The sequence below is a fragment of the Anabaena azotica SJ-1 genome, from assembly GCF_047275885.1.
GTDB classification, from domain to species: domain Bacteria; phylum Cyanobacteriota; class Cyanobacteriia; order Cyanobacteriales; family Nostocaceae; genus Trichormus_B; species Trichormus_B azotica_A.
Genome location: NZ_CP178454.1, coordinates 2,675,463 through 2,699,869 on the forward strand (window position 1 = coordinate 2,675,463; position 24,407 = coordinate 2,699,869).

Below are 24,407 nucleotides of genomic sequence, written 5' to 3' on the forward strand. Positions count from 1 at the left end.
ACAGAGATGATGATCCCCGAATCTCTGGAAACAATGTGGTTTGGACTGGTGGATATGATTGGAATTCCAAGGAAATTTATCAAGCCACCCTACCACCTAGAACCCTACCCACCATCACCGTAACTGCCACAGATGCAAACGCCGCAGAAACCATAACAGGTACTCCCAACCCAGGCGTTTTTACCTTCACCCGCACTGCCAGCGATGTCAACCCCACCGTAAACTATACCATCACCGGCACAGCAGCCAACGGTACAGACTATCTACAATTAACCGGTACTGCTACCTTTGCACCAGGAAGCACCACCACCACCATCACCGTCACACCTACCGACGACTTCATCTTTGAAGGAAACGAAACTGTAATTCTCACCCTTACCAATGGTACTGGTTATAATCTGGGAACTGCGAAAACTGCCACAGTCATCATTGCAGATAACGACGCTATTCCACAACTCTCCATAAACGATGTCACCATCACCGAAGGCAATAGCGGGACAAGAAATGCTAACTTTATTCTCACCCTCTCCAACCCCAGCACCAGAACTGTTACCGTCAATTACCAAACCGTTGATGATGATGCTACCACCGCGAATAATGACTATGTAGCAAAAACCGGAACTATTACTTTCACCCCCGGACAAACAACCCAAACCCTACCCATTACCATTAATGGTGATACAGTCGGTGAAATTAACGAAGCCTTTAATGTTCTCTTGAGTAATGCTGTTAACGCCACCTTAGTTAAAAATGAAGGTATCGGCATTATTAGAAATGATGACTTACCAAGTGTAACCATTACTTCCATCTATACCCAAGCCACCGAGTCAGGAGTTCCCGGTATTTTCCAACTCAACCGCACTGGTAGCACAAGTAAAGCTCTCAACATTAACTACAGCTTATCAGGAACGGCAACCAACGGAACAGATTACGCTGCATTAAATGGTATCGCTAACTTTGCCATAGGCAGTAGTACAGCAATTATTTTTGTCAATCCCACTGAAGACATAATTTTTGAAGGTAACGAAACCGCAACCCTAAATCTGTTGACAGGTACAGGTTATACTGTAGGCGCAAGCAATAGCAGCACAATTACTATCGCCGATAATGAAACTCAACCGCGAATAAGCATTAATGATGTTACTTTAACCGAAGGCAACAGTGGTACAAAAACCGCTAACTTTGCTGTCACACTTTCCAACCCCAGCACCCAAACAATTACCGTCGCTTATCAAACTGGTAATATAACTGCAACTGCTGGTTCTGATTATATTGCCCAAACCGGAACAATCACATTTAATCCCGGTGAAACCAGTAAAACTGTCAGCGTGGTAATTAATGGAGATACGGTAACTGAAAGTGACGAAACTTTTAGAGTTACTTTGAATACTCCTACTAATGCCACCATAGCCGATGGAGAAGGAATTGGCACAATTACTAATGATGAAATTCCCACTTTGACGGTTAATAATGTGACAGTCGTGGAAGGACTTGATAACAACGCAATTGTTACTTTTACTCTCAGTGGTCTTCTTAATCAAGCCGTAAGCGTCAACTACACCACCACAGCCGGAACAGCCGCAGCCAACAGTGATTATACTCCTGTGAGTGGCACTTTAACCATTCCTGCTAATACCCTAACTGGTACTGTTTCTATCCCCATCATCAATAACACTACCAACGAAGCCAACGAAACATTTAATTTGGTATTATCTAATCCTGTAGGTGTGGCGCTGAGTAATACAACTGCTATCATTACTATTACTGATACACGCCAAAGTATTACAACCGTTACCTTACCTGCTGGTGTGGAAAATCTCCAACTCACAGGTACTGCGGCTATTAATGGAACTGGTAATACAGATAGCAATATCCTTACTGGTAATAGTGCTAATAATATCCTGGCTGGTAGTGATGGTAGCGATACTTATCGCTTTACTGCTACTTCTGTTTTAGGTAGTGATACTATCCAAGAAACCGCAACTGGTGGAATTGATATCATTGATTTTACAGGAACAACTGCGGCTGCAACTTTAAATTTAGGACTGACTACTACTCAAACCGTTGTTACTACTAATCTGAGTCTGACGCTTTCCGCTAATAACGTGATTGAAAATATTATCGGTGGAAATGGTGCTGACAACTTTACTGGTAACGTTATTAGTAATAGCCTGACGGGAGGATTGGGTAATGACACTCTGCGCGGTGGTGACGGTGCTGATAGTTTGACTGGTGGTGCAGGTAATGACATTCTCTCAGGTGATGCTGGGAATGACCAGTTTATTTACAGCAGTGGTAAGGCTTTTGTTACTACTGATTTGGGTACAGATACGATTTTTGATTTTACTGTAGGAAGTGACAAAATCGTTTTAAGTAAAGCTACGTTTACCGCTATTACCAGTGTGGTGGGAAATGGTTTTAGTCAGTCTAGTAATTTTGCTGTTGTCGGTGATGATAGTTTGGTAGCTACTCAAGGGGCTGTAATTGTCTATAGTAGTAGCAGTGGGAATTTGTTCTATAACCAGAATGGTATTACTGATGGTTTAGGAACTGGTGCAGCTTTTGCTAATTTATTTAACATACCTACAAATTTGACCGCTGGAGATTTTATTTTGGTTGCTTAAAGTCAGAATCAGGATATCCAGGATTATAGGATTTACAGGATATGATTTTTTTGTGGGAATTTTGATTTTTGGGATTTAAGGATTTACAGATGTTGGTTTTTGTCAATTTTAAAAATTAAGTAAGATGTAATTTTACTAATTTCTAAATTTTCATATTATACAAAAATATCAATAATATATCAGACAAATAAAACATTAAACACCAAAAAAAACTGATAAATTATATCCTGTAAATCCTATAATCCTGAACATCCTGATTCAGACAAATAAAAACATTAAACACCAAAAAACAACTGATAAATTATATATCCTGTACATCCTGATTCAGAAAAATAAAAATCTTAAACACCAAAAAACAACTGATAAAATACATCCTGTACATCCTAAAATCCTGGATATCCTGATTCTGACAAATAATGTTGGGTTTCCTAGCGTCAACCCAACCTACAAATAATCACATCCTGTAAATCCTGAAATCCTGCTATACAATAAAAATAAATCGACCAGAGGTAATCTAAATGGCAACCCAACTTAGTGAACCAAAAACTGCACCCAAAACAGTAAAAGAACTGGTAATCTCTTGGGAAGCTTTACCCGATGATTTTCAGTTAGAGGATGAACCAGTGGAAAATACAGGACAACCACTTTTAGCAGGTGCATTACGGGAAAGTTTAGAAATAGCAGGTTTTATTAAACCAGAAATGCTAATAGTTTCTAATTTTGGACTTTGTGCGACAGTTAATGATGAAATTATTGTCAAAGCACCAGATTGGTTATATATACCAACTGTGAAAGAGGTTTTACAAGAACGTAGAAGTTATACATCATACTTAGAAGGTGAATTACCATTAATAGTGATGGAATTTTTATCTCATAATGATGGTGGAGAATATTCTGTTAAACGTAGTTATCCTCCTGGAAAATGGTTTTTTTATGAACAGGTTTTACAAGTTCCTATTTATGTTATTTTTGAACCTAATGGGGGTTTGTTGGAATTTTATGAATTAAAAAATGACCGATATCAATTGCAATTACCAGATGAAAATGGTCGTAATTGGATTGAAAAAATGGGGTTATTTTTAGGAACTTGGCAAGGTGAAAAAGAAGGTAGATCCGGTTATTGGTTAAGATGGTGGGATAAAAATGGTAATTTGTTACCTTGGGGTCTAGAACAAATTGCTAAGGAAAAAGAAGTTGCAGAACAGGAACGACAGCGTGCAGAACAGGAACGACAACGTGCAGAACAGGAACGACAAGAAAAGGAGAGATTAATAGCTTATTTAGTTTCCCAAGGTATTGATATCAATAATTTACCTAAAAGCTAATAACTCGCAATAATATCCCCGACTTTTTCAACAAGTTGGGGATTGATATTTGTTGGGAAAATCTTAAATTAGTAGTTTTACCAGAGTTTCTTAATCTGATGTTTCTGGTTTTGATTATGTAATCTGATCGTTTTAAGTGCGATCGCTCTATTTAGCTCTATTTAATGGTGTATCATTAATCATCGGCATACTGTAAATCCTGATTCACAATAGTGTAATTTAAAACATAATTTAACTACTTGATAAGTTAAAATACTGATGTCTATACATTAAATGTCATATTTTTCTGATCAAAATGGAATTTTTATAAGCAATTCACTATAGAATCTAAAATTTAAAATCGCGCAAAGCACAATGGCAAATCTAACTCCTAATTCTAGTTTCAGTGTGACTCTACGCTTGCAGATTCCCAACCGGGTGGGGATGTTGGCTTCTGTAACACAGGCGATCGCACTCAGTGGTGGTAATCTAGGACAAATTGATTTAATTGAACAAACTCGCAAAGAATCCGTCCGTGATATTACAGTTGATGCTGCTAGTACCGAACACGCAGAAACTATTGTCCAGTCTGTAAAAGCATTACCTGATATCAAGGTGATCAGTGTTTACGACCGGACTTTTAATTTACATCGTGGTGGCAAAATCAGCATTGCTAGTAGAATTCCTCTCAAAAGTGTTTCTGATTTAGCAATGGCTTATACTCCAGGAGTAGGGAGAATTTGTACTGCGATCGCCCAAAATCCAGAGGAAGTATACAATCTTACTATCAAACAAAACACTGTCGCGATCGTCACCGATGGTAGTGCTGTATTAGGTTTGGGAAATTTGGGTCCTGGTGCTGCTTTACCCGTGATGGAAGGTAAAGCCATGTTATTTAAAGAATTTGCAGGGCTTGATGCGTTCCCTATCTGTCTTGCTACCCAAGATACAGATGAAATTGTTAAAGCAGTGAAAAATATCGCCCCTGTATTTGGTGGTGTGAATCTAGAAGATATTGCTGCACCACGCTGTTTTGAAATTGAAAAAAGACTGCGCCAAGCATTAGATATACCAGTGTTTCACGATGACCAGCATGGTACAGCCATTGTCACCTTAGCAGCATTGTTTAATGCTTTAAAATTAGTCAATAAATCAATTGCAGATATCCGCATTGTCATTAATGGTGCTGGTGCCGCTGGGGTAGCGATCGCACGTTTACTCCGCAAAGCCGGGGCTGAAACCATCTTGATGTGCGACTCCAAAGGCATTATATCCACTAATCGCACAGATTTGAACGAAGAAAAACTGGAATTTGCCGTTAAAGCCCAAGGTACTTTAGCAGGTGCAACCCAAGGTGCAGATGTATTTATCGGTGTCAGCGCCCCCGGAGTTTTGACACCAGAAATGGTACAAGGAATGACAAAGGATGCAATTGTATTTGCAATGGCTAATCCCATCCCCGAAATCCAACCCGAATTAGCCCCTAAAAACGTGGCAGTTATGGCTACAGGTAGGAGTGATTACCCCAACCAAATTAATAACGTCTTGGCGTTTCCAGGGGTGTTTCGTGGGGCATTAGATTGTCGGGCTAGTACGATTACTACCACCATGTGTTTAGAAGCTGCCAGTGCGATCGCATCTTTAGTTAAACCCTCCGACTTAAATCGAGAACATATTATTCCTTCCGTTTTTGATAGTCGTGTAGCTACTGCTGTTGCTGCTGCTGTACAACAGGCCGCACGGGAAGAAGGAATTGCTCAGAGTTAATCATACTAAAAACCCACTAATGTGGGTTTGCAATTTTCATCTTTACCTTAGCAATATCATTGTTTTTTACTAAATCCCAATTCACCCATGAAATACTCAATTATTACAGGTTTACTAGCCGTAAGTTTGACTTTATCTACCAGCATTGCTACAGCAAAAGAAGCACCATTAGCATTTTCTCCTAATTCCCAAAATTCCATCACCAATAAAATATTAAAGAATCAAAAAAGTCCACCTCTCAAGAACTCATCAGGAGCAGCAGAAATCTCTTTAGCACAACATCTCAAAAGCATTAAAGCAAAAATGTATGGTGCGTTTTGGTGTTCACATTGTCACCACCAAAAAGAACTTTTTGGGAAACAAGCATGGACAACAATTACATATATTGAATGTGATCCTAAAGGCACAAATCCCCGTCCTGATTTATGTCAAAAAGCTAAAATCACAGGTTTTCCAACTTGGGAAATAAAAGGTAAATTCTATCCAGGAAGACAATCTTTAGAAACCTTATCTCAGATATCTGGTTATAAAGGAAAACGCAATTTCAAGAATTAATTTCATGTAGATACCCGACTTTTTGGTTGATTTTGTAAATATATGATAAATATCAGAAGTTGGGTATCTAGTTTATAGAAATACAAATAATGAAACTTTGCAGCTAAAGTGAAAAACTGAATTCCCCAGATGCTGTCTGGGCAATTTGCTTTTATAGATAAAAATACAGCATCTGGTTATAAATTACTTTTTGAGAATCCTTTATCATGAACACACTACTGGTATCGTAAATTTATTGACTAAACATCTATAGTTTTATTTGAATCGCTTTCAGAATAATTAATATTTCCATTTAAATCGGCTTCTCCAAGGTGATTTTTACCTGTTTTATCAAAGACTTCTAAATGAGCCGCTTTGCCATTATGCAAATTATCTACATACCAATAACGTCCTGTAGTCAATTCACAGTAAATAACTCTTTCTTGACACCTACTCGATGTTTTTTTAAATCTTATGCTGTCTCTTAAAATTGTTTGTTCATCCCTTGGAGGTTCTTTACTATCTAATGAATATTCTAATTGACTTAAATTTAACTTATTTTCTAACCAACATTCTAGTGATAATTTACTGTCTATACCATCTAAACATATCAAATTGATTTCATCATTATTTTTAATAATCGTAATTAAACAAATATTCCTGATATCAGGATGCGCTATTTTAAAACTAGAATTTGGAAAATTAATCAGTAAATATTCACTATCAGGATTTTGTAATTTTCGTTCTGTAACTTCAGCTAATGAAGTATCACTCACATCTTTATAATTATCAGAACCAATGAAACAATCAAATAAATCTTCTGAAGAATGTAGTTTTTCTGTACGCCATTCTTGGGGATTTGATTTATTAAAAACTATGTTAATAAAAGCTGTTTTTAAAGATTTGTCTTTAATTTGATTAAGACTGGTAGGAAAATTAGAATCTCTAATTGCCTCATAGATTTTAATTCTATCACTTTCTTCTTTGTAAAGCTTCTTTTCTTGAATTTTCGCATTAATTAACACAAAAATAGCAGTGAACGTTTTTACTGCATCTCGAAATTCTGCTTCGTTAAGATACTGACCCTCTAGAGACACCTCATTGATAAATATTTCCATTTCTTACATCCCGAAAAGTCGTGCAAAATCTTTATCCATTTGGTCAAAAAATCCTTCTGGCCATTCTTCAATTCCCCCATTAGGTTGAACAGGAATTTGCACAACTGGCTGTTCTGGATCTTGTTGAAAATATAATATACTTAAGTCTTCGTGAGTAATAATATCATCAAGAACAGCGATTCGCAAGGCATTTAAAATATGATCACTATGGGATTCAATAAAAACTTGTACACCACAACTACTCACTTTAGCTAAAAATTTAGCTAGTCGTGATTGTGCTTTTGGATGTAAATGTGCTTCAGGATTTTCTACTATTAATATTTCTCCTTCCTTAGCAATCAAACCTGAAACAACAATAGGTAAAATGTAACTATATCCAAATCCCACATTAGCTGGTTTAAATCGGTCTTTTGATGTGCTAGTATTAAATAAAAGTTCGAGTATATTACTTTGAGAACTGGGAACTTCAACTTTTGCACCATTAAATATTTCGTTAAGCCATTCTTCGGTTTGGGTAGCTAGTGTTTTTGCATCTTCACCTAAGCATAATTTATCATTAACTAAGTCATCTCTTTTTTTATAAAGTACGTTAACTGTAAATTCACCTTTTGCACCCACGTTAGGAAATTTGTTGATGGTAGATTTTAAATAATATTCTTGAGGTCCTAAACGGTCTGCGGAAATGTAGTGAATGTGACTAAAGTTTAAAGATTTATGTAACCACTCTGATGCTATTTTCTGATATATATTATCAATATAATCAACCATAAGATAATGTTGTTCAGGTATTAAATTATTTATAAGAGTACCTCCACTATATGAATTTGTATTATTATTTTTATCTATAATGTTAATATTATAATGAACTATAAATTTGTTTAAAAAATTACTTAACCGAGGTTCATAAACAGAAATTATTTTATATAAATCACTTTTATTAATATGCTCACCTTGCAAAAAATTTAATTCTAATTCATCGTAAAATTGAATTTTCTGAATTTTCCCTACCATGTCATCTTCTGAATTTTCACTCAAAAAGTATTTAGCATATCCACTTATGTTGAATTTAGTATATTTATTAGGATTTCTTGTATCATAAATTTTAACTAATTTATTGTAACAATATTGAAAAATAATGTCTTCATTTCTTGAATTATTTATATTTCTAATATCATTAAAACTATTTAAACTTACACAATTACCATTTAGCAAAATTTTATCAGTATTTTCATTATGCTCTATAGATTGTCTCATTAAAAGCAAAGACTGAAGCAAAGTTGACTTACCACAACCATTTATTCCTGTAAGCAGTGTTAATTGTCCTAGAGGAAAAGCTGTTCTTTCTTTAAAGCATTTAAAATTTTCTAATTCAATTTGAGTTAGCATATCTATACAGTCCCTAAAATTTCTTGTGCTAATTTAAATCTAATAATAACTTTCTTTCTACTATTTGTCGCATATTTTACTGCATCAATATATTCTGGATTTTCTAGTAAGTTGTAAAAATTATCTTGAATAGATTTTTTATTGTCTTCTAAGAAATTATTGTTATTAATAGAAAAGAAATAAGAAACAGATTCAAAAATAGCTATATTTATTTTTCCTCTGCTTTTTCCTGCGGGTAAACGAAAATTTTTATTACCAAAAAACTCAAAAGTCAAATTCATAACTCTCTTAAAATCATTTTTTAAAGCATCCATTTCTTCGTTTGACATTAAATTAATCTTTTTCATTGCATTTTCAACAAAATCACTTAAATCATTCTGATATTCTTTTTCATAATCAAAAATTCTAAACGCTAAATAGCGCAAAATAACTTCTCTATCTTTCATTCTTGTAGCAGATATTCCATAATCAATAGCTCTTTTGAAATAGTCTGTTTCTGATAATTCTTTGAGTAATTGAGTAGATTTTCCCGAAAATATACAATTTCTAACTTCTTGACGTTCAAGTTTTGTACCACCAGTATTGATTCTATTAAAAATATCATAGACAACTTTAGCTGGTACAGAAGGTCTGATCAAATATAGATTAAGTTTTTTATCTTCTATTCTGGTTTGATAGTCACCAGGGAGTTTTTTGAGTCCTGAAAAATTATATCCATTCAAATCAGTTAAAGCTTCTAAACTTTTTAGTTTAAATTCATCATTAACAAACTCATGTAAAGTTGATGTTCGTTGTAAACCATCTACAATAATATATTTACCTTCTACGGTTTGATTAACATACCAAGGAGGTAAGGGAAAGTTAAGAATAACTGATTCAATAAATTTACTTTTTTGTTCTGGTTTCCAAACTAGATTACGTTGGAAATCAGGATCAATAATCAGTTTACCATTATCATATTTTCTCATTAACTCGAAAACTGTTTGCGGTTCTTCTCTAATATCAATATCTGCTTTAGTGGGATCATAAGGATATAACCCTCCGTTATCATCTCTTTCTTCTTCAGCAGTATCTTCATCTTTCTCAATTACATCGCTATCTTCTAATTGAGCAGACATATTTTATACTCCTTTTATTGTCTAAAATGCTGAAAAATTTAATTATGACATCTTCTTAAAAAAGAAAATTAGTTTTTGCTAATTATAAATAAATTTATTATACAGCAACTTTGATTTATTTGAATATAGAGACGATTCGTGAATCATCTCTACAGGATTTATTCCTGACTTACAAACTCCAAATAACCTTTACTTAATTCCTCAACAGCCAAATCATAAAACTGCTTCCCATGTTCAGGAGTAGCTAAATCAGGATTTGAACCCATGCGGCCATCTGGATAATGTGAACGAAAATCAACAGCACCATAAATTCTATGTCCAGAAGCAACTTCTGGAGACAGATAGGCTTTTTTTATTGCTTCTGGATAAACATATTGAGTCACAGCTACTTCACTAGGAGTAGCATGAGAACCTTCTTGTTCACCATATAATTCTTTGGCAAGTCTGTACACAGAACCGCACATAAACCAATTCGCAATTTGACATTGTACCTTTGACGCAATAGGAATTTGCAAATCTTCTAAATGAGAGTATGTCTCGGAAAATGCAGCTTTGAACGTAGCAATATTTCCACCGTGTCCATTAATAAAATAAAACTTGGTAAAACCTGCTTTCGCTAAACAAGTTATATAATCTCGCACTACTTGAATTAAGGTACTTGGACGTAAACTAATTGTCCCTGGAAAAGCAGTATGATGTAATGCCATGCCGACATTGATTGTTGGTGCAACCATTGCTTGAGTTGCTTCTCCAACACCACGGGATATAACTTCTGCACAAATAGCATCAGTTCCAATTAAACCAGTAGGACCATGTTGTTCTGTAGAACCAAGAGGAAGAATAATTCCTTGCGATTTTTGTAAATACGTTTCGACTTCTGGCCAGGTGCTGAGATGTAATAGCATTTTATGTATATATCAAAATCTTACAAAATTTTATTTTAAAGTAATTCTATATAATTTAGGAACAATATAATCCTAAAATCTGGTTTTAATTAAATTTTAAAATTTTAAATTTTTAATTGATGGGGATGGAGTCGCAACAAGTTTTGAACCCTACAGATTTAAACAATTTACCGATACTACAACTTTAGTTAATGATACTTGTTGCGAACCTCCAAACAAAACCTACTCCAAGTAAATGATGAGATGTTTGTTTTCTGGATTGTTAATTATACCAGGACAAAAAGATAATCAGTGTTTACTCTTGGTGTCGAATTAATCAAAGCAATAATGTTTTTTTACGTCTTGGGTAATTTCCCATATACAAGACATACCAGCAGGAAAAGTTACTAAATCTCCTTTACCCATTTCCACTGCTTGTCCGCCATCAGGAGTCACAATTACATTACCTTCTAAAAAGTAGCAAGTTTCTTGAGAATCATAAGTCCACGGGAATTTGGATGCTTCTTTTTGCCAAATTGCCCATTTGTATACACCTAATTGGTTGAGGCTCTCTTGACTAGGTTGATGCTCGATCTTAATTTCCATCTGTATTAAATCTAGTTACATTTAGCAGTAGGATTGGATATCCTCTCCACATTGATCTACTAAATAACATAATGCGCGAAAACGCAAGCCAACTAATTGATCATACAGTGGATTTAGCTTGCACATTGGAGGGATGTGAGCGACTTTGTGACCTAAGAACATGATATCACGTTCAAAAGGGCATTGAGCAGGAATCAGTTTGGCTATAAATTTAGCGAGTTTACGGTTGTGAATTTCAATTTCATCTAACCATTGACGGATTGGTTGCAGTAAATCAGATTTATTACTTGTTTGATGATTTTCTCCAAGAGGGCTAATTAAAGTAGGAAGAATAATCGGTTGACTATTTGTGGTGATCATAGTTCTAAATCCTGTTGTCTTTAGATGGATGAAATTTTACAAATTTAACTGTTGTCCATGCAATTTGTTGCATAAATCTGCGTTGTCTTGGTAATTATGGTGAAGACAATTCTGATTTAGATATCTTACATGGAATCAGCAGAGACATCATTCAACTAATTGCTATTTAAACTCACCGGATGTTGAAGAACTGTCCCGTTAAATACAAAATAACAAAGAAATAATAAAAATGGTATTACCTTAACTTATTAATTACTGATATCGAATATTGCGATCCCATATATCAATCCCAAAAGCTTGGTAAGAAAAGTATATGGTGCTACAAAGCGTAAATGTAAAACTTAAAATATAGCTGCATCTGAGCAGTATCAAGGTTTGCCAAATGTTTGCCCATTCTATAACTCAATTGTAAAACGGATTATCTTGATAAGAATGTTGTATATATTACATAAGCCAACCTAAATATTATTTAACTAGTAACAAGTATGCCTCTGATAAGTACAAATTAACTAATTTGTAAAATTAGCTGATAAGAACTGAATATAGGAATATAGTTAGATGCCTAAAATTATTCATAGAGGTAAGGAAAAGTGAACAGGGTAGCCACTGCGGTCGTTGGTTTTCATGTAGGCGGTTTCGCCGTAGCCTAGAAGGCATCATCAGCAGGGGAACAAAAAAGAAAAAAAACAGTCTACTGAGCTTCACAAAGATTAAATAAAAATTCCATAGCAGTTATAAATAATTTGAGAAATATCTATTTCTTATTACCTATTCTTTTGCCTCACAAATATGATATAATGGTTATATATAATATTTTATTATTTGGCTTTTACAGGAGCTTGTAATAATTCAATATCTCGAATTAACAGTATGCCTGGACTTTCAAATTGAACGCTGATTTGAATGTTGACAGGATCTGTTTCTTTTTTAAAATCAGCACGTGCTTCATAAAACCAGAAATCATGTAATTATTCAGTCAAATATTTTGTCGGTTGAGGTGAATCATTTCCCAAGTTGTATATGTGCCAATGGGACTCCACAATAAATAAGGAACTAGCAATAATGCTGCCCAAATGGAAACAGATAAAACTGCGAAAGTGACTAAAAGACAGATGATAAAACCTGTTCCACCAAGAATTGTGCCTACTTTGAGACTACGTAACCTAAACATGACGGGTGTGTAAGCAATGGTAAATATTTCTAGCAGCAGGTATAAACCCATCATTAACCAGGTTGTACCACTACCAGGATTGTGTTCCCAGATTATATAAGCTGACCAAGCGCCACAAATAAAGATTGCTGTCCAGATTAACGGAATTGCGCCTTCAAAAGTCAGCCATCTGGGTCTTTGTAAGTGCCTGAACCACTGGCGATCGCTTGGTGTAATCCTGGTACTCACAAAGGCTACTAGGAAAGCCACACCTCCAATTACCATCCAAGATTTAATCATAGTTTCCTATCCTTGGTGCTGACTTTCCTGAAGAATAACACAGTAATTCTATCAGTAAATCATGTGTTAATTTTACATATCAGGAATTGAATCCTGGGAAGAGATTTATTCTTTTCCTATCTCCAAGCTTGATCTAATCCTGAATATTTGGAACAAGGCTTTATCCTCCTGCTTCCTGCCCTCTGTCCTCTGCCTCCTGCCTTCTGCCTTCTGCCTCCTGCCTCCTGCCTCCTGCCCTCTGTCCTCTGCCTCCTGCCTTCTGCCTCCTGCTATATGTCTGGAGGTGGGTGTATATAGTCAGTTGATGGAACTAAGCTTTGCAGGTGGGGGATATAACAAGTAATCAGTCAATGAATATGCACACTGAATCGGAAGTGCGATCGCATCACCATGATCAGCCATCGCTTGCACCCAAGCTACAAGATATCGCTAAAACTATTAATTTTACTGGTTGGATCACTGTCTGGGTACAATTGGCACTAGTGATAGTCAGCTGCTTGGCATTGTTGTTTGCTGCAACTGGTCGTGATTTTGCTCAACAACAAAATACAGGTCTAGGAGTTGGCATATTTTGGGGTGTGTGCGGAATTTTAGTGTTGTTATTTAGTGTTTATTGGAATTTTCGCTACACACGCTTGAGTAAACGCCTAGCAAACCCCAATCCAACTTTACACCCCAGTAAGGCAGAAACCGTTAGAGCTATTCGACTGGGAATAATGGTGGGTTTGGTGGGCATTTTAATCAGCATCTTGGGTGCAGGTGCGACGGTAGGGGTGCTAGTAGCCAAATCTGTCTCCCAACCCCCAGGAGTGGCAATTACTGACCCTTATAGAATCATTCGTGCTATGGATGTATTTGTGGAAGTTGCGAATATTAATGGAATCGTGGCTCATTTTCTGGGTACTGTGGCTTCTCTGTGGTTGCTAGAAAAAGTCCATCACGTTTAATTTGAATTATTCTTCCACTCGATATCCTAATTCTGCTAACCTCACTCGCGAATGTCGCCATTTGGGTTGCACTTTTACAAATAATTCTAGGTAAACTTTACCAGCAATCAGTTTTTGGATTTGTTCACGAGCGGCACTACCAATAGCTTTCAGCATTGCGCCACCTTTACCGATTAAAATTCCTTTTTGGGAATCTCTTTCGACGTGGATAGTTGCGAGTACACGGGTAATGCTTGGAGTTTCTTCTACTAAATCAATAGCGATCGCTACGGAATGAGGTACTTCTTCACGGGTTAACAACAAAATCTGTTCCCGGATTAATTCCCCCATAATAAACCGTTCTGGCTGGTCTGTAACTAAATCTGGTGGATAATAAAAAGGCCCAGGTTCTAAATTTTCAATTAATAATTCTTGCAGTTCTGGTAATCCGACACCAGTTACAGCCGAAAACTTGATAGTTTGCCATTGATGTTCTTTAGCCAACTGAATATAAGTATCATCCAGTTTTCCAGCATCTAATGGTTGTTCATCAATTTTGTTAATTCCCAATATTACTGGTGTTTGACTACGAGTAAGTAACTCAGTAATAAAGCGATCGCCTCCACCACAAGCCGCTGTTCCATCAACTACAAACAAAATCACATCTACCGAATCAATTGCAATTCTGGCATTTTTTACCAGGACTTCTCCTAATTGATGATGAGGTTTATGAATACCTGGTGTATCAACAAAAATTAACTGCGCTTTATCTGTAGTTAAAATCCCCCGTAACCGATTTCTAGTAGTTTGAGCTATGGGAGATGTAATAGCAATTTTTTGTCCTACTAATTTATTCATCAAAGTAGATTTACCGACATTGGGACGGCCAATAATGCCGATAAAACCAGATTTAAACTCAGGAGGAGCTTGGGGAATTGTTACTTCTCCTGAAAACGAGAAGCTATAATTATCACTACTACTCACCTTAGACTCCACCTTCATATTTCACAGTTAGGATAAATTCTTATTATTAGTTTAATCTATTACTGAATAGATTTTCTTATATTCTCAAAACAAGATCAGCAATAACCCAACAAGAAATTGCAAATTCAGCATTCAAAAATTTCAGTTCAATTTTGCTATTTGGGGATCTAAGTAGATAATCTGGTATCGCTATATTAAAGAAAGTACGGTCATAAAACTCAACAATAACAATGGTAACAACCGCAGTAAATCCATATCTTGATGGCAACTTTTCCCCAGTTAACCAAGAAATCTCTACAGAAACCCTCAAAGTTATTGGTGAACTACCCCCCGACCTTTCCGGAATGTTTGTCCGCAATGGACCAAACCCCCAACATTCACCCATTGGTCAGTATCACTGGTTTGATGGTGATGGAATGTTACATGGCGTTGAAATTAACAACGGTCAAGCCATCTATCGCAACCGTTACGTCCGCACTAGAGGCTGGAATATTGAACACGAAACAGGTAAAGCGGTTTGGAGTGGACTTTTAGAACCACCTCAACCTGACAACCCATACGGCCCAGGTAAAAACACCGCCAATACTGCCTTAGTATGGCACGCCGGACAATTTTTAGCACTGTGGGAAGGAGGAGCGCCCCACAATATAAGACTTCCTGAATTAAAAACCATTGGTGAATACAGCTTCAACAACAAACTAACTTCCCCTTTTACCGCCCATCCTAAAGTAGATCCAGTCACCGGGGAAATGATCTTCTTTGGCTACTCCTTCGCACCACCTTACGTACAATATGGGGTAGTTTCCTCTCAAGGTGAATTATTGCGAACTGTACCCATTGAAATACCAATGGCCGTAATGATGCATGATTTTGCCATTACGGAAAATTACACCATTTTCATGGATTTACCCCTGACATTCAGCCCAGAAAGGATGCAAAGGGGAGAACCGATGATGATGTTTGAGAGCGATCGCCCCAGTCGTTTTGGTATTGTCCCACGTCATGGAGACAACAGCAACATCCGTTGGTTTGAAAGTCCTTCCTGCTACGTCTTCCACACCCTTAACGCCTACGAAGAAGGAGAAGAAGTAATACTCATTGCTTGTCGCATGAGTTCCACTACCGTATTAGAGAGTGGGTCATCAACAGATCCCACAGCCGATATTCCCCTATTACATCGTTGGCGATTTAACCTCAGCACAGGTGCAGTCACAGAAGAAATGCTAAACGACGTACCAGCGGAATTTCCCCGTATTAACGAAAACCTGCTGGGAAGAAAAACCCAATACGGCTACGCAGCTAAAATGGCCAAAGGTTCTCTGCCATTATTTGACGGCATAATTAAATATAATTTCATCAGTGGCAAATCCCAAACCCATGAATTTGGGCAACGGCGTTACGGAGGTGAAGCCGTGTTTGCGCCTCGTTTTGGTGCAACAACAGAAGATGATGGCTGGCTGATCACCTTTGTTCATGATCAAAATTTAGAAACTTCTGAATTAGTAGTTATAAATGCTCAAGATGTTACCAGTGAACCTACTGCACGAGTAATTATTCCCCAAAGAGTACCCTATGGTTTCCACGGTACTTGGATATCAGAAGTACAATTGAGCAATATTCTCTAATTCATCAAATATTGAAATCTTGCTCAATTCACAATAAAGTAGGGTGGGCAACGCCCATCCACAAATCAACCAATTTCTCAAATATTCTGATTCCTGACTCCTGAATTCTTACACTCCAAGATATGAAATAGACCACTAGATAGATTAAATTTATTTAACATAAATACCTACTCAAAAAATAGTAAAATAAAAATATCAATTTACTAAATCATAATAATTACATCTGTCTACTTACTGATATCTTGTAAACCTTAAACTTACTTACCTTTGTCATGCCTAAAAAAACCAAGTCTGCATCACCAACATCCTCCAGCACAACATTAGCACTTTCCGATCTGCATATACATTTATCGGCTCTAGAAAAAGAACACCAGTCACTCCTCAAACAAATTAAGAGAAAACGGACAGAGTTAAATAACTTTGTCGAACAAATGCGTTCTCTAGCCACAGAAATATTTCAGAAAGCCACTCCCAGCTTTAAAAAAATGGCAGACCTAGATCAAGAAATTCATGCTCTGTTCAATGAAATTTTCACTACTAGAAAATTTGGTAAACAAACAAAAAAAAGTATAGAATCACTTTACTTGAACCTGCAAATGACAGGAATAATTAGTCCAAAATCTGCTCATGAAGAAGATGAAGAAGATTCAGAACTAGACGAATTATTTGAAAACCCAGAAGCAGAAGAAAATGAAACCAATAGAAACCGTCATCAATATTGGGACTCACAACAGGAAATACAATCCACTTCCGCTAGTAGAACAGAAGATTCTAGAAAAATTCGCCAGACATTTTTGAAATTAGCAGAAATCTTTCATCCAGATAAAGTACAAGACAGTGAAACCCATAAGTCTCATACAGAAATCATGAAAGAAATAAATAAAGCCTATCAAGAAGGGGATTTAGCCAGACTTCTAGAAATCGAGCGACAGCATCAGCTAGGTGAAACAATTGATAATAGTAGTGAAGATGATGTAACTCGCAGATGTACAAATCTAGAAAAACAAAATGAAATTCTCAAAACTCAATATGAAAAATTAAAACAGGAACTACGTCTAGCTAAAAATACTCCCGAAGGTGCAATGGTTTCTGATTCTCGTAAAGCTGCCAAACAAGGAATTGATTCTACTGGTATAATGTTGAAACAACTCGAATCTCAGATTAATATTATTGCTGACATTCGTGATTTTATCAAAGATTTTCGTGAACAAAAAATTACAATCAAAGACTTTCTTGCCGGTCCACCCAGTTTGCGCTCCATGAGAGAAGAAATGATGGAAGAATTACTAGAAGAAATGATGGAAGAATTTGGGGGTGTAATTATTTTTTAAATAGGGCTTGCTGAATAAATGTAAAACCTAGATAAATCAAGGGATACAGGGGGATAAAATACGAATAAAGTGCAAGGAAAAAAGGATGATAGCATCAAAAACCGACCACTTTTCCAGGCTCGATACTACTCCTAACTGCTTCTAAATTCTCCTGAACTCCTGATAGCGAAGCGTGGCGTTAGCCATACTCCTGAACTCCTGAACTCCTAGCCCTCACAGATAACTTTTTCAGCAAACCCTAAATAATATATATAGCAATCATATTTGATTTCTGAACATTGCCAAATTCAGATAGGGTATAAATCCATCAAAGTCCCCCTTTTTAAGGGGGATTTAGGGGGATAATACAAGTATTATATCCCACCAAAAAAAGTTTTCAAACACCCTCTGATATATCCTCTAATTTCGCGATACTAAATCAGCAAACTCGCGCAAAATTTTTCCATAGTTTTTTCCTGCAACAGAAGATAAATCATTATGATTTGCATCCTCTACCCACAGAGAAAGCTTAGGTGAATTTATAACCGCAAACAACTTTTCACCATGCTCAAAAGGGATAATATCATCTAATTTACCGTGCATCACTAAAACAGGACATTTTACCTTTTTGATTTTATCCAAGTTATTAAATTTATCAAAAGGTAAAATCGGAAAAGGTACAACTACCCGAAAAGCTGAAGTAAAAGCACTTTCAATAATTAAACCAGCTACCGGTTTCCGGGAAGCTAAATCTACTGCTGAACCACCCCCAACGGAACGCCCATAAACTATTATCTGCTCTGGTTTAATATTTAAATTCTCAGTTAAATAATTGTAAGCGGTATCAATATCTTTATAAGCATACTTCTCTGTAGGTGTTCCCTGACTCGTACCATAACCGCGATAATCGTAAGCAAAGACGCTAAAGCCTAAATTTTGTAGTTGTTTTAATATTTCCTGAATATCGCCCAAGTCTTCCGCATTTCCGTGAATATACATAATTGTGTACTTAGCCGTCGGATTTGGCAAATAAATTGCGGAAAGCAGTTGATTTTCCGTAGTTTTCAGTTTAATAGTGTCTTTAGTATCTTGATAGCTGGACGGTTGAGGCAGAAAAATCATGCTATCAGCCCGAAAATATACGTAGGCTGCAAATAAGACATAGATGAAAACCACGGAGTTGATCATCCGTTTCCAAGTAAAATCACCGATGAGCAGTTTTTTGAGACGTTGTTTATCCATGATTGACATGAAAAGTTGGGCTTTGCTGAATCTAAAGTATTAACCATATCGCGCTTTCACCCCAAGTGATATGCTTCTATCAGACCCCAAAATCAGTGTAATCAATCGCAAAATCCTTCGACAGAGGTTTGCGAACGTCCAAAACCCAAAATCCAATGACCATCACCAAGGCTTTTATGCCTATACAATGGAAAGGTTGTATGATATAGACTTTTGGAGATAACTAATAATGTCCCGTCGTTGTGAACTCACCGGTAAAAAAGCCAATAATGCAATGGCTGTTTCTCACTCCCACCGTCGCACCAAGCGTTTACAACACGCTAATCTGCAAAGCAAGCGCGTTTGGTGGGCAGGCGGTAATCGCTGGGTAAGACTAAAACTTTCCACAAAAGCTATCAAAACCTTGGAAACTAAAGGTTTAGAAGCAATGGCTAAAGAAGCAGGTATCAATCTGAATCATTACTAAATTCAGCTAAGGTGAAGAGGGAGTTTGATTGTATGCTCCCTCTACTCACAGTTAAATCCATTATTCACGACAATGCAGATGTAACACCATATTACATCTACCCAAAGATATATTTTCAGCTATCTTTGCAAACAAAATATATTGTAAAAACCGTGCTTTAAAAAAGCCTGAGATAATTTAATTATACAGCGTCCATAAGTAATCCAAACAAAGTAGAGCTTTCCAAGTCAGCATTAATTTCAGCCAGAATATTCTTCCTAACGCAGTAACCAGGCTTTTTTCTGTAAAGATTTCATGAAGTTTAGCCCTAATCATGACGATGTTTACATAAGTGGAATTATTATTGTTTATACTAGTACACAAGTGCATTTTTATAGTATTTGCACTGATGCACCAGCTTATTGGTTAGTGTTTATGATAATACTGGTACTGCTCATTGTATAGCTACATCACAACACATCAATCAAGCGAAAACAACCCCACTATAGAATTAGGAAGAATTCAGATGAGTACATTCAACAAGTTAGGTCAATTATTCTCTCAAAAAGCTTTACGCTCCTTGAGTGCAGGTGTGGCGGTAAGTAGCATTATGCTGGGATTGGGTGCTTTTGCTAAACCTGCAAGTGCTGTTACGATAGCAGGGTATGAATTAAATGAGACAGCGGATCAGTTACTAGCAACCTATGGCAACTTCACTACATCAGGTGGAACATTACAAAGTGTACTGCTAGATCAAGATGTCGCTACTTATGCCTATTCATTCACTCCAGGTGCATTTGTTAAATTGGGTTTTAGCAATGGAGTAATAAATGCTTTAGGAGATGACTTAGCATTATTTGATTTAGGTATTGCTGATGCATTCAGTGTAACAATAAATAATGTTCAAAAGATTTACTCAACTGCTGATACTGGATATTCTACTGGGGGTGTAGATGATGATATTATCAACGTAGCTACTATAAACTTGGATGATTTTGGAATCGCTTCAGGCGGTTTCATATATGATTTAATTATTGGGCTAGATAATAAAACCCCTCTTCAAACAGTTCCGTCTCTTGCTGTGATAGGATCTCTCAACGGTAGAAGTGTTCCCGAACCTTCTGCTATGTTTGGTGTACTAGCAACTGCTGGCTTCTTAGCTTGTCAGCGTAAATTAAAGCTAGTAAAAAAAGCATAAGTTTATTATCTCACGCAATTGCTCCTAATATGAGAAGCAAAGGACAGTGACTATAAATAAAATTTTGGAAAAATGAAAGACATTTTTCTGTGAAAAACGGTAGGGCATTCATTTAGGGTTCTGCTGTTTTTTTGTGTGTAAATAACCATCCATTTAGATATTCGACTTCTGAAAGAAGTTCTCGGAACAATACCTTGTCCAAATTGGAAAAAGCCTTGATTTGTAGCGAGGGTTGAAGCATGAAACCCAACAAATCGGTTGAGTTGTGCTGTCGCTTAACCCAACCTACAGAAAATGGACAAGGTATTGCGGAAGTGTCAATATAATCTCGCAAGCTACAGGGAATTTTACTTTTTTGGATCATTTAACGCTAATAACACAACACAGTAAAATTATTGAGAAAATGTATTCTTCAATCTTTACTTAAACTTCAAAATTCAATATAATCACTGCAACAACTAACAATAATATAGGGTACACTAGGAATAAATTAACACTTCCGGCTTTGTTCTGTGATCACAGTTTTATAGAGCCTTCGATCACTAAAGCTCCCTCGATACTTGGATAAAATGTTTTATGAAGCAATCATTCATTTCCAACAATTTTATTAAATTCAGTATAAAAGTAGCAACTGACTCGTAAGCCATCAGGCATTGATTTATATATCTGCTATCGTCAAATAATTAACCGTCACTTGAACACAAGGTTATGAATACTAGATTTAAAATGGCATTGCTTCTCCACTCTGGCGAATCAGGATTTGCTCTAGTAATTGCTATATCACTAGGGTTAATTATGATCTTGGTAGGGTTAACCATGACAATGAGGTCTCAAGAAGATCAAGTAGCATCCTCAACGCAAAAAAACACCGAGAGAGCATTAGCGGCTGCGGAGAAGGGTGTTACCTATTATCAAGCATTTATCAACTCCAATCGACTATTGTCTACATATCCAGATTGTAGAACAACACGCACTAGAGCAGGTCAAGCCTGTAGTGATCCAGCAAATCCCACTGCTGTAAGTCAAATGAGTTGGTCAAATGCATCCAAGATTCCTGAAATTGCATCAGCTTGTAGCAGAACCACCAGTACAGGTAATATAGAGAGTGTTTATGCTTCAACAGATTGGCAAAACGTAAATTCCAGTGACAACAGCCAAGGACAATTTAGACTAGTTTCTTACCAGTATATTTCTCGTTCTGATACTGTATTTTTAGGAACTGGAAGATTAACCGTTGAGGGTCGGATTAATCCACAGGGAAATAGTAATACGAATAAATCTATTAGTAGGGTACAAGCAGATATTCCTGTCAGAAAACCTGCGATTGACAATATTCCCATCCCAGGAGTATGGATTGGTGGTTCTAATGCTGAAGATCCTGATGCTACAGGTCGCAATGAAATTGCAGCTGATGTATTAGTCAATAATTGTAATCTCGATCTTAGCACTCTAAATGTAAGGACTTCCGCAAATTATTCTGCTAATTACACAGATATGGGGATGCCAAATGTTCCGGCAATGCCTGCTGATCGAACAACTTCTGTCAGTGGAAATACTACTAATGTTATAACTAACGGAACTATTCAATTAGGCAACATAACTAGCGACACCACTCTCCCCCGCCTCACCCAGCCCTCAGTTGGCAAAGTTCCGGGTACAAACATAAATAATCCCACAGATACGCCTACAAGTTTTATGGGAGGAATTAATGACACTTATGTATATTCAGTAGGAGATATAGGTAGTAGTGGTGGTGGTAACATAGACTTAACTATTGACCCCCGATATAAAGTAGTTATCTTCATGTCAGGAAGTATCTATAAGAATACCAACATAGATTATTGTACTGATAAGACGACTGGTACTCGTGCCGCTGGTTGTAACCCTTTGAATTTCAAAATTTTTGGCACTGGATCTTCTGGTAGTATATGTATTAATGGTAACAGAACTCTTGAAGCTTTTATTTTAGCTCCTACCTACTCAGTAGGGGTTGCTGGAGCAGCAGCCAATCCGGCAATAAGAGGTAATGTTTGGGCAAAAATTTGGAGAAATCCTAATACTGATACAACTTCTGAGAGTTGTGATTCCAATACCAGTAACCTCGCTGTGCAACAAACCGGATCATGGAATGACTTGGGTGATTTAACACCAAGGAATCTTCAGCCACCCCTTTCTCCTATACGTGAATGGAAACGGCAAAATGTGAATTAAATTAAATCACAGTTCTAAATAACAGCTCCCAATATAGCTAATGATGAAAAAGCTAAAATGTAATCCAGACACAGGCTTTAGTTTACTCGAAGTTTTAGTTGCGATTTTGATAGTAACTTTTTTTACCACAGTGGCAATGCAAATGATGGTAATTTCTGCTGCTTTTAAATCTAAAGCTAAACAGTACACCACAGCAACTACTTTAATAGAAGCAGACTTGGAAAATGTTAGGAATTTAGCTGATCAATATAGATTTCCTACACTCGCTTCTCCTACTCCTAGTCCATCTGCAACTAGTTTAGTATTGTCATCTGGCAACGGATTAAACGCAGGGGATAAGATCCAGTTTGATGGATTCCCGCAAATTTATACCATCCAAACACCTAACCCAATCCCCTCAAATACCCCGACTATTATAATATCACCTGCGATGACGGTATCACCAAGGCCAGCAATTGGTAATACAGTTGTCAGTAAAACATCATGCAGTGCTAAACTCGCAAATGCAGATATAGGACTGGGTAACGATTTGCTCAACAGCATACAAAGTACTGTAAACAGTTCACCAACAGTCAGTATTTCAAGTATCACCTACAAACCCGTTGTTGGTAATCCTTTTACCTTAACAAATACACGGAATAAAATTTGGCTCATGCGAAATGACAGTTATAACTTTACTGGTTCTGTTGAGCCTTATGATGTTTTAAGGATAGATTATGTAGTTGTCACAGATAATAACAACACTCCATCTAACAACGTTATAGCCAAACTTTCCAGCGAGGTCATACCCTATGCGTCCTTACAATGTATCAGATGATCATGGATTTACAATTTTAGAAGCATTGATAGTAGTAGTAATTGTTGGTATCATTTTCGCTTTTTCTGCTCCCAGTTACTTAGCATGGTCTCAGAGAAAGAAAGTAGATTCTGCAATCTCTAGCATTGAGGGAGCGATAAAAGAAGCGCAAAGACAGGCGATCGCTCAATCACGCACTTGCAATGTAACATTTGATGCAGCTTCTTCACCTCCACAAGTTAGAAGCACTACCAGTGGTAACTGTCTTGTGACAGGTAGTCGTGAACTAACCGGTGTAACTTTGGAAGCATCACCCACATCACTAAACATTGATTTTTCAGGAAATGCCTTAACTAGTGTCACAGTTGTTGTAACTCATACTACAAATACTAATCTGAAAAGATGTCTGGTTTTATCTCAACCACTAGGATTAATCAGAACTGGTAACTACACTGGCACTGCTGCTTTAACGGACTCTAGCAGATGTAACTCATAAAAACATAGCTTATTTGAGACAAA

The 24,407-nt window shown here is 36.7% G+C and carries 21 protein-coding genes; 12 read left to right on the forward strand and 9 right to left on the reverse strand.

From position 1 onward, the window contains the following. Positions 1–35: 35 nt before the first annotated feature. The 4 genes from ACLLO5_RS11795 (at position 36) to ACLLO5_RS11810 (ending at position 6,250) form a co-directional block, all read left to right on the forward strand. A complete protein-coding gene (locus ACLLO5_RS11795; RefSeq protein ID WP_413175631.1) occupies positions 36–2,624 on the forward strand; it encodes a beta strand repeat-containing protein in 2,589 nt (862 codons plus the stop codon). 518 nt (positions 2,625–3,142) lie between these two features. After that, the gene (locus ACLLO5_RS11800; RefSeq protein ID WP_413175633.1) at positions 3,143–3,949 is read left to right on the forward strand and encodes a Uma2 family endonuclease; all 807 of its coding nucleotides are present in this window, start codon (positions 3,143–3,145) and stop codon (positions 3,947–3,949) included. Positions 3,950–4,303: 354 nt separating this feature from the next. Beyond that, on the forward strand, positions 4,304–5,695 hold the full coding sequence (locus ACLLO5_RS11805; protein WP_413175634.1) for a malic enzyme-like NAD(P)-binding protein: 1,392 nt from the start codon (positions 4,304–4,306) through the stop codon (positions 5,693–5,695). Between the two features lie 87 nt (positions 5,696–5,782). Beyond that, positions 5,783–6,250 carry a hypothetical protein gene (locus ACLLO5_RS11810; protein WP_413175635.1) on the forward strand — a complete coding sequence of 156 codons (468 nt, stop codon included), beginning with the start codon at positions 5,783–5,785 and terminating at the stop codon, positions 6,248–6,250. A 239-nt stretch (positions 6,251–6,489) separates the two neighbouring features. On the opposite strand, the gene ACLLO5_RS11815 is transcribed toward ACLLO5_RS11810, so the two are convergent. The 7 genes from ACLLO5_RS11815 to ACLLO5_RS11845 form a co-directional block, all read right to left on the reverse strand. Beyond that, entirely contained in the window at positions 6,490–7,347 is an 858-nt protein-coding gene (locus ACLLO5_RS11815) for a hypothetical protein (protein WP_413175636.1), read from the reverse strand. Between the two features lie 3 nt (positions 7,348–7,350). Beyond that, positions 7,351–8,733: a DUF3696 domain-containing protein gene (locus ACLLO5_RS11820; RefSeq protein ID WP_413175638.1), complete on the reverse strand. Its 1,383-nt coding sequence runs from the start codon at positions 8,731–8,733 to the stop codon at positions 7,351–7,353. A 2-nt stretch (positions 8,734–8,735) separates the two neighbouring features. Then, the gene (locus tag ACLLO5_RS11825; protein WP_413175639.1) at positions 8,736–9,851 is read right to left on the reverse strand and encodes a DUF262 domain-containing protein; all 1,116 of its coding nucleotides are present in this window, start codon (positions 9,849–9,851) and stop codon (positions 8,736–8,738) included. Between the two features lie 158 nt (positions 9,852–10,009). Then, entirely contained in the window at positions 10,010–10,756 is a 747-nt protein-coding gene (locus tag ACLLO5_RS11830) for a creatininase family protein (protein WP_413175640.1), read from the reverse strand. A gap of 312 nt (positions 10,757–11,068) precedes the next feature. Then, entirely contained in the window at positions 11,069–11,341 is a 273-nt protein-coding gene (locus ACLLO5_RS11835; protein ID WP_413175641.1) for a cupin domain-containing protein, read from the reverse strand. 21 nt (positions 11,342–11,362) lie between these two features. Beyond that, positions 11,363–11,701: a Mo-dependent nitrogenase C-terminal domain-containing protein gene (locus ACLLO5_RS11840; protein ID WP_413175642.1), complete on the reverse strand. Its 339-nt coding sequence runs from the start codon at positions 11,699–11,701 to the stop codon at positions 11,363–11,365. A gap of 976 nt (positions 11,702–12,677) precedes the next feature. Continuing rightward, on the reverse strand, positions 12,678–13,151 hold the full coding sequence (locus tag ACLLO5_RS11845; protein WP_413175644.1) for a TspO/MBR family protein: 474 nt from the start codon (positions 13,149–13,151) through the stop codon (positions 12,678–12,680). 350 nt (positions 13,152–13,501) lie between these two features. Between ACLLO5_RS11845 and ACLLO5_RS11850 the strand changes: the two genes are divergently transcribed. Further along, positions 13,502–14,098, forward strand: a complete 597-nt coding sequence (locus ACLLO5_RS11850; protein ID WP_413175645.1) for a DUF3611 family protein — start codon at positions 13,502–13,504, stop codon at positions 14,096–14,098. A gap of 6 nt (positions 14,099–14,104) precedes the next feature. On the opposite strand, the gene era is transcribed toward ACLLO5_RS11850, so the two are convergent. Continuing rightward, the gene (era, locus tag ACLLO5_RS11855) at positions 14,105–15,079 is read right to left on the reverse strand and encodes a GTPase Era (protein ID WP_413175646.1); all 975 of its coding nucleotides are present in this window, start codon (positions 15,077–15,079) and stop codon (positions 14,105–14,107) included. 212 nt (positions 15,080–15,291) lie between these two features. Between era and ACLLO5_RS11860 the strand changes: the two genes are divergently transcribed. Then, the gene (locus ACLLO5_RS11860; protein WP_413175647.1) at positions 15,292–16,686 is read left to right on the forward strand and encodes a carotenoid oxygenase family protein; all 1,395 of its coding nucleotides are present in this window, start codon (positions 15,292–15,294) and stop codon (positions 16,684–16,686) included. Positions 16,687–16,958: 272 nt separating this feature from the next. Continuing rightward, positions 16,959–18,017 carry a molecular chaperone DnaJ gene (locus ACLLO5_RS11865; protein ID WP_413175648.1) on the forward strand — a complete coding sequence of 353 codons (1,059 nt, stop codon included), beginning with the start codon at positions 16,959–16,961 and terminating at the stop codon, positions 18,015–18,017. A gap of 399 nt (positions 18,018–18,416) precedes the next feature. On the opposite strand, the gene ACLLO5_RS11870 is transcribed toward ACLLO5_RS11865, so the two are convergent. After that, complete coding sequence (locus ACLLO5_RS11870; RefSeq protein ID WP_413176074.1) at positions 18,417–19,238, reverse strand: alpha/beta hydrolase; 822 nt, start codon at positions 19,236–19,238, stop codon at positions 18,417–18,419. 229 nt (positions 19,239–19,467) lie between these two features. On the opposite strand from ACLLO5_RS11870, the gene rpmB reads away from it, so the two are divergent. From rpmB to ACLLO5_RS11895, 5 genes are all read left to right on the forward strand, one after another. Then, on the forward strand, positions 19,468–19,704 hold the full coding sequence (rpmB, locus tag ACLLO5_RS11875; protein WP_200326366.1) for a 50S ribosomal protein L28: 237 nt from the start codon (positions 19,468–19,470) through the stop codon (positions 19,702–19,704). Positions 19,705–20,209: 505 nt separating this feature from the next. Further along, entirely contained in the window at positions 20,210–20,881 is a 672-nt protein-coding gene (locus ACLLO5_RS11880; protein ID WP_413175649.1) for a hypothetical protein, read from the forward strand. 708 nt (positions 20,882–21,589) lie between these two features. Beyond that, on the forward strand, positions 21,590–23,092 hold the full coding sequence (locus tag ACLLO5_RS11885; RefSeq protein WP_413175650.1) for a hypothetical protein: 1,503 nt from the start codon (positions 21,590–21,592) through the stop codon (positions 23,090–23,092). A gap of 40 nt (positions 23,093–23,132) precedes the next feature. Next, a complete protein-coding gene (locus ACLLO5_RS11890) occupies positions 23,133–23,909 on the forward strand; it encodes a type IV pilus modification PilV family protein (protein WP_413175651.1) in 777 nt (258 codons plus the stop codon). Beyond that, on the forward strand, positions 23,884–24,384 hold the full coding sequence (locus tag ACLLO5_RS11895; protein WP_413175653.1) for a Tfp pilus assembly protein FimT/FimU: 501 nt from the start codon (positions 23,884–23,886) through the stop codon (positions 24,382–24,384). The genes ACLLO5_RS11890 and ACLLO5_RS11895 overlap by 26 nt, the downstream gene beginning before the upstream one ends. Positions 24,385–24,407 lie beyond the last annotated feature (23 nt).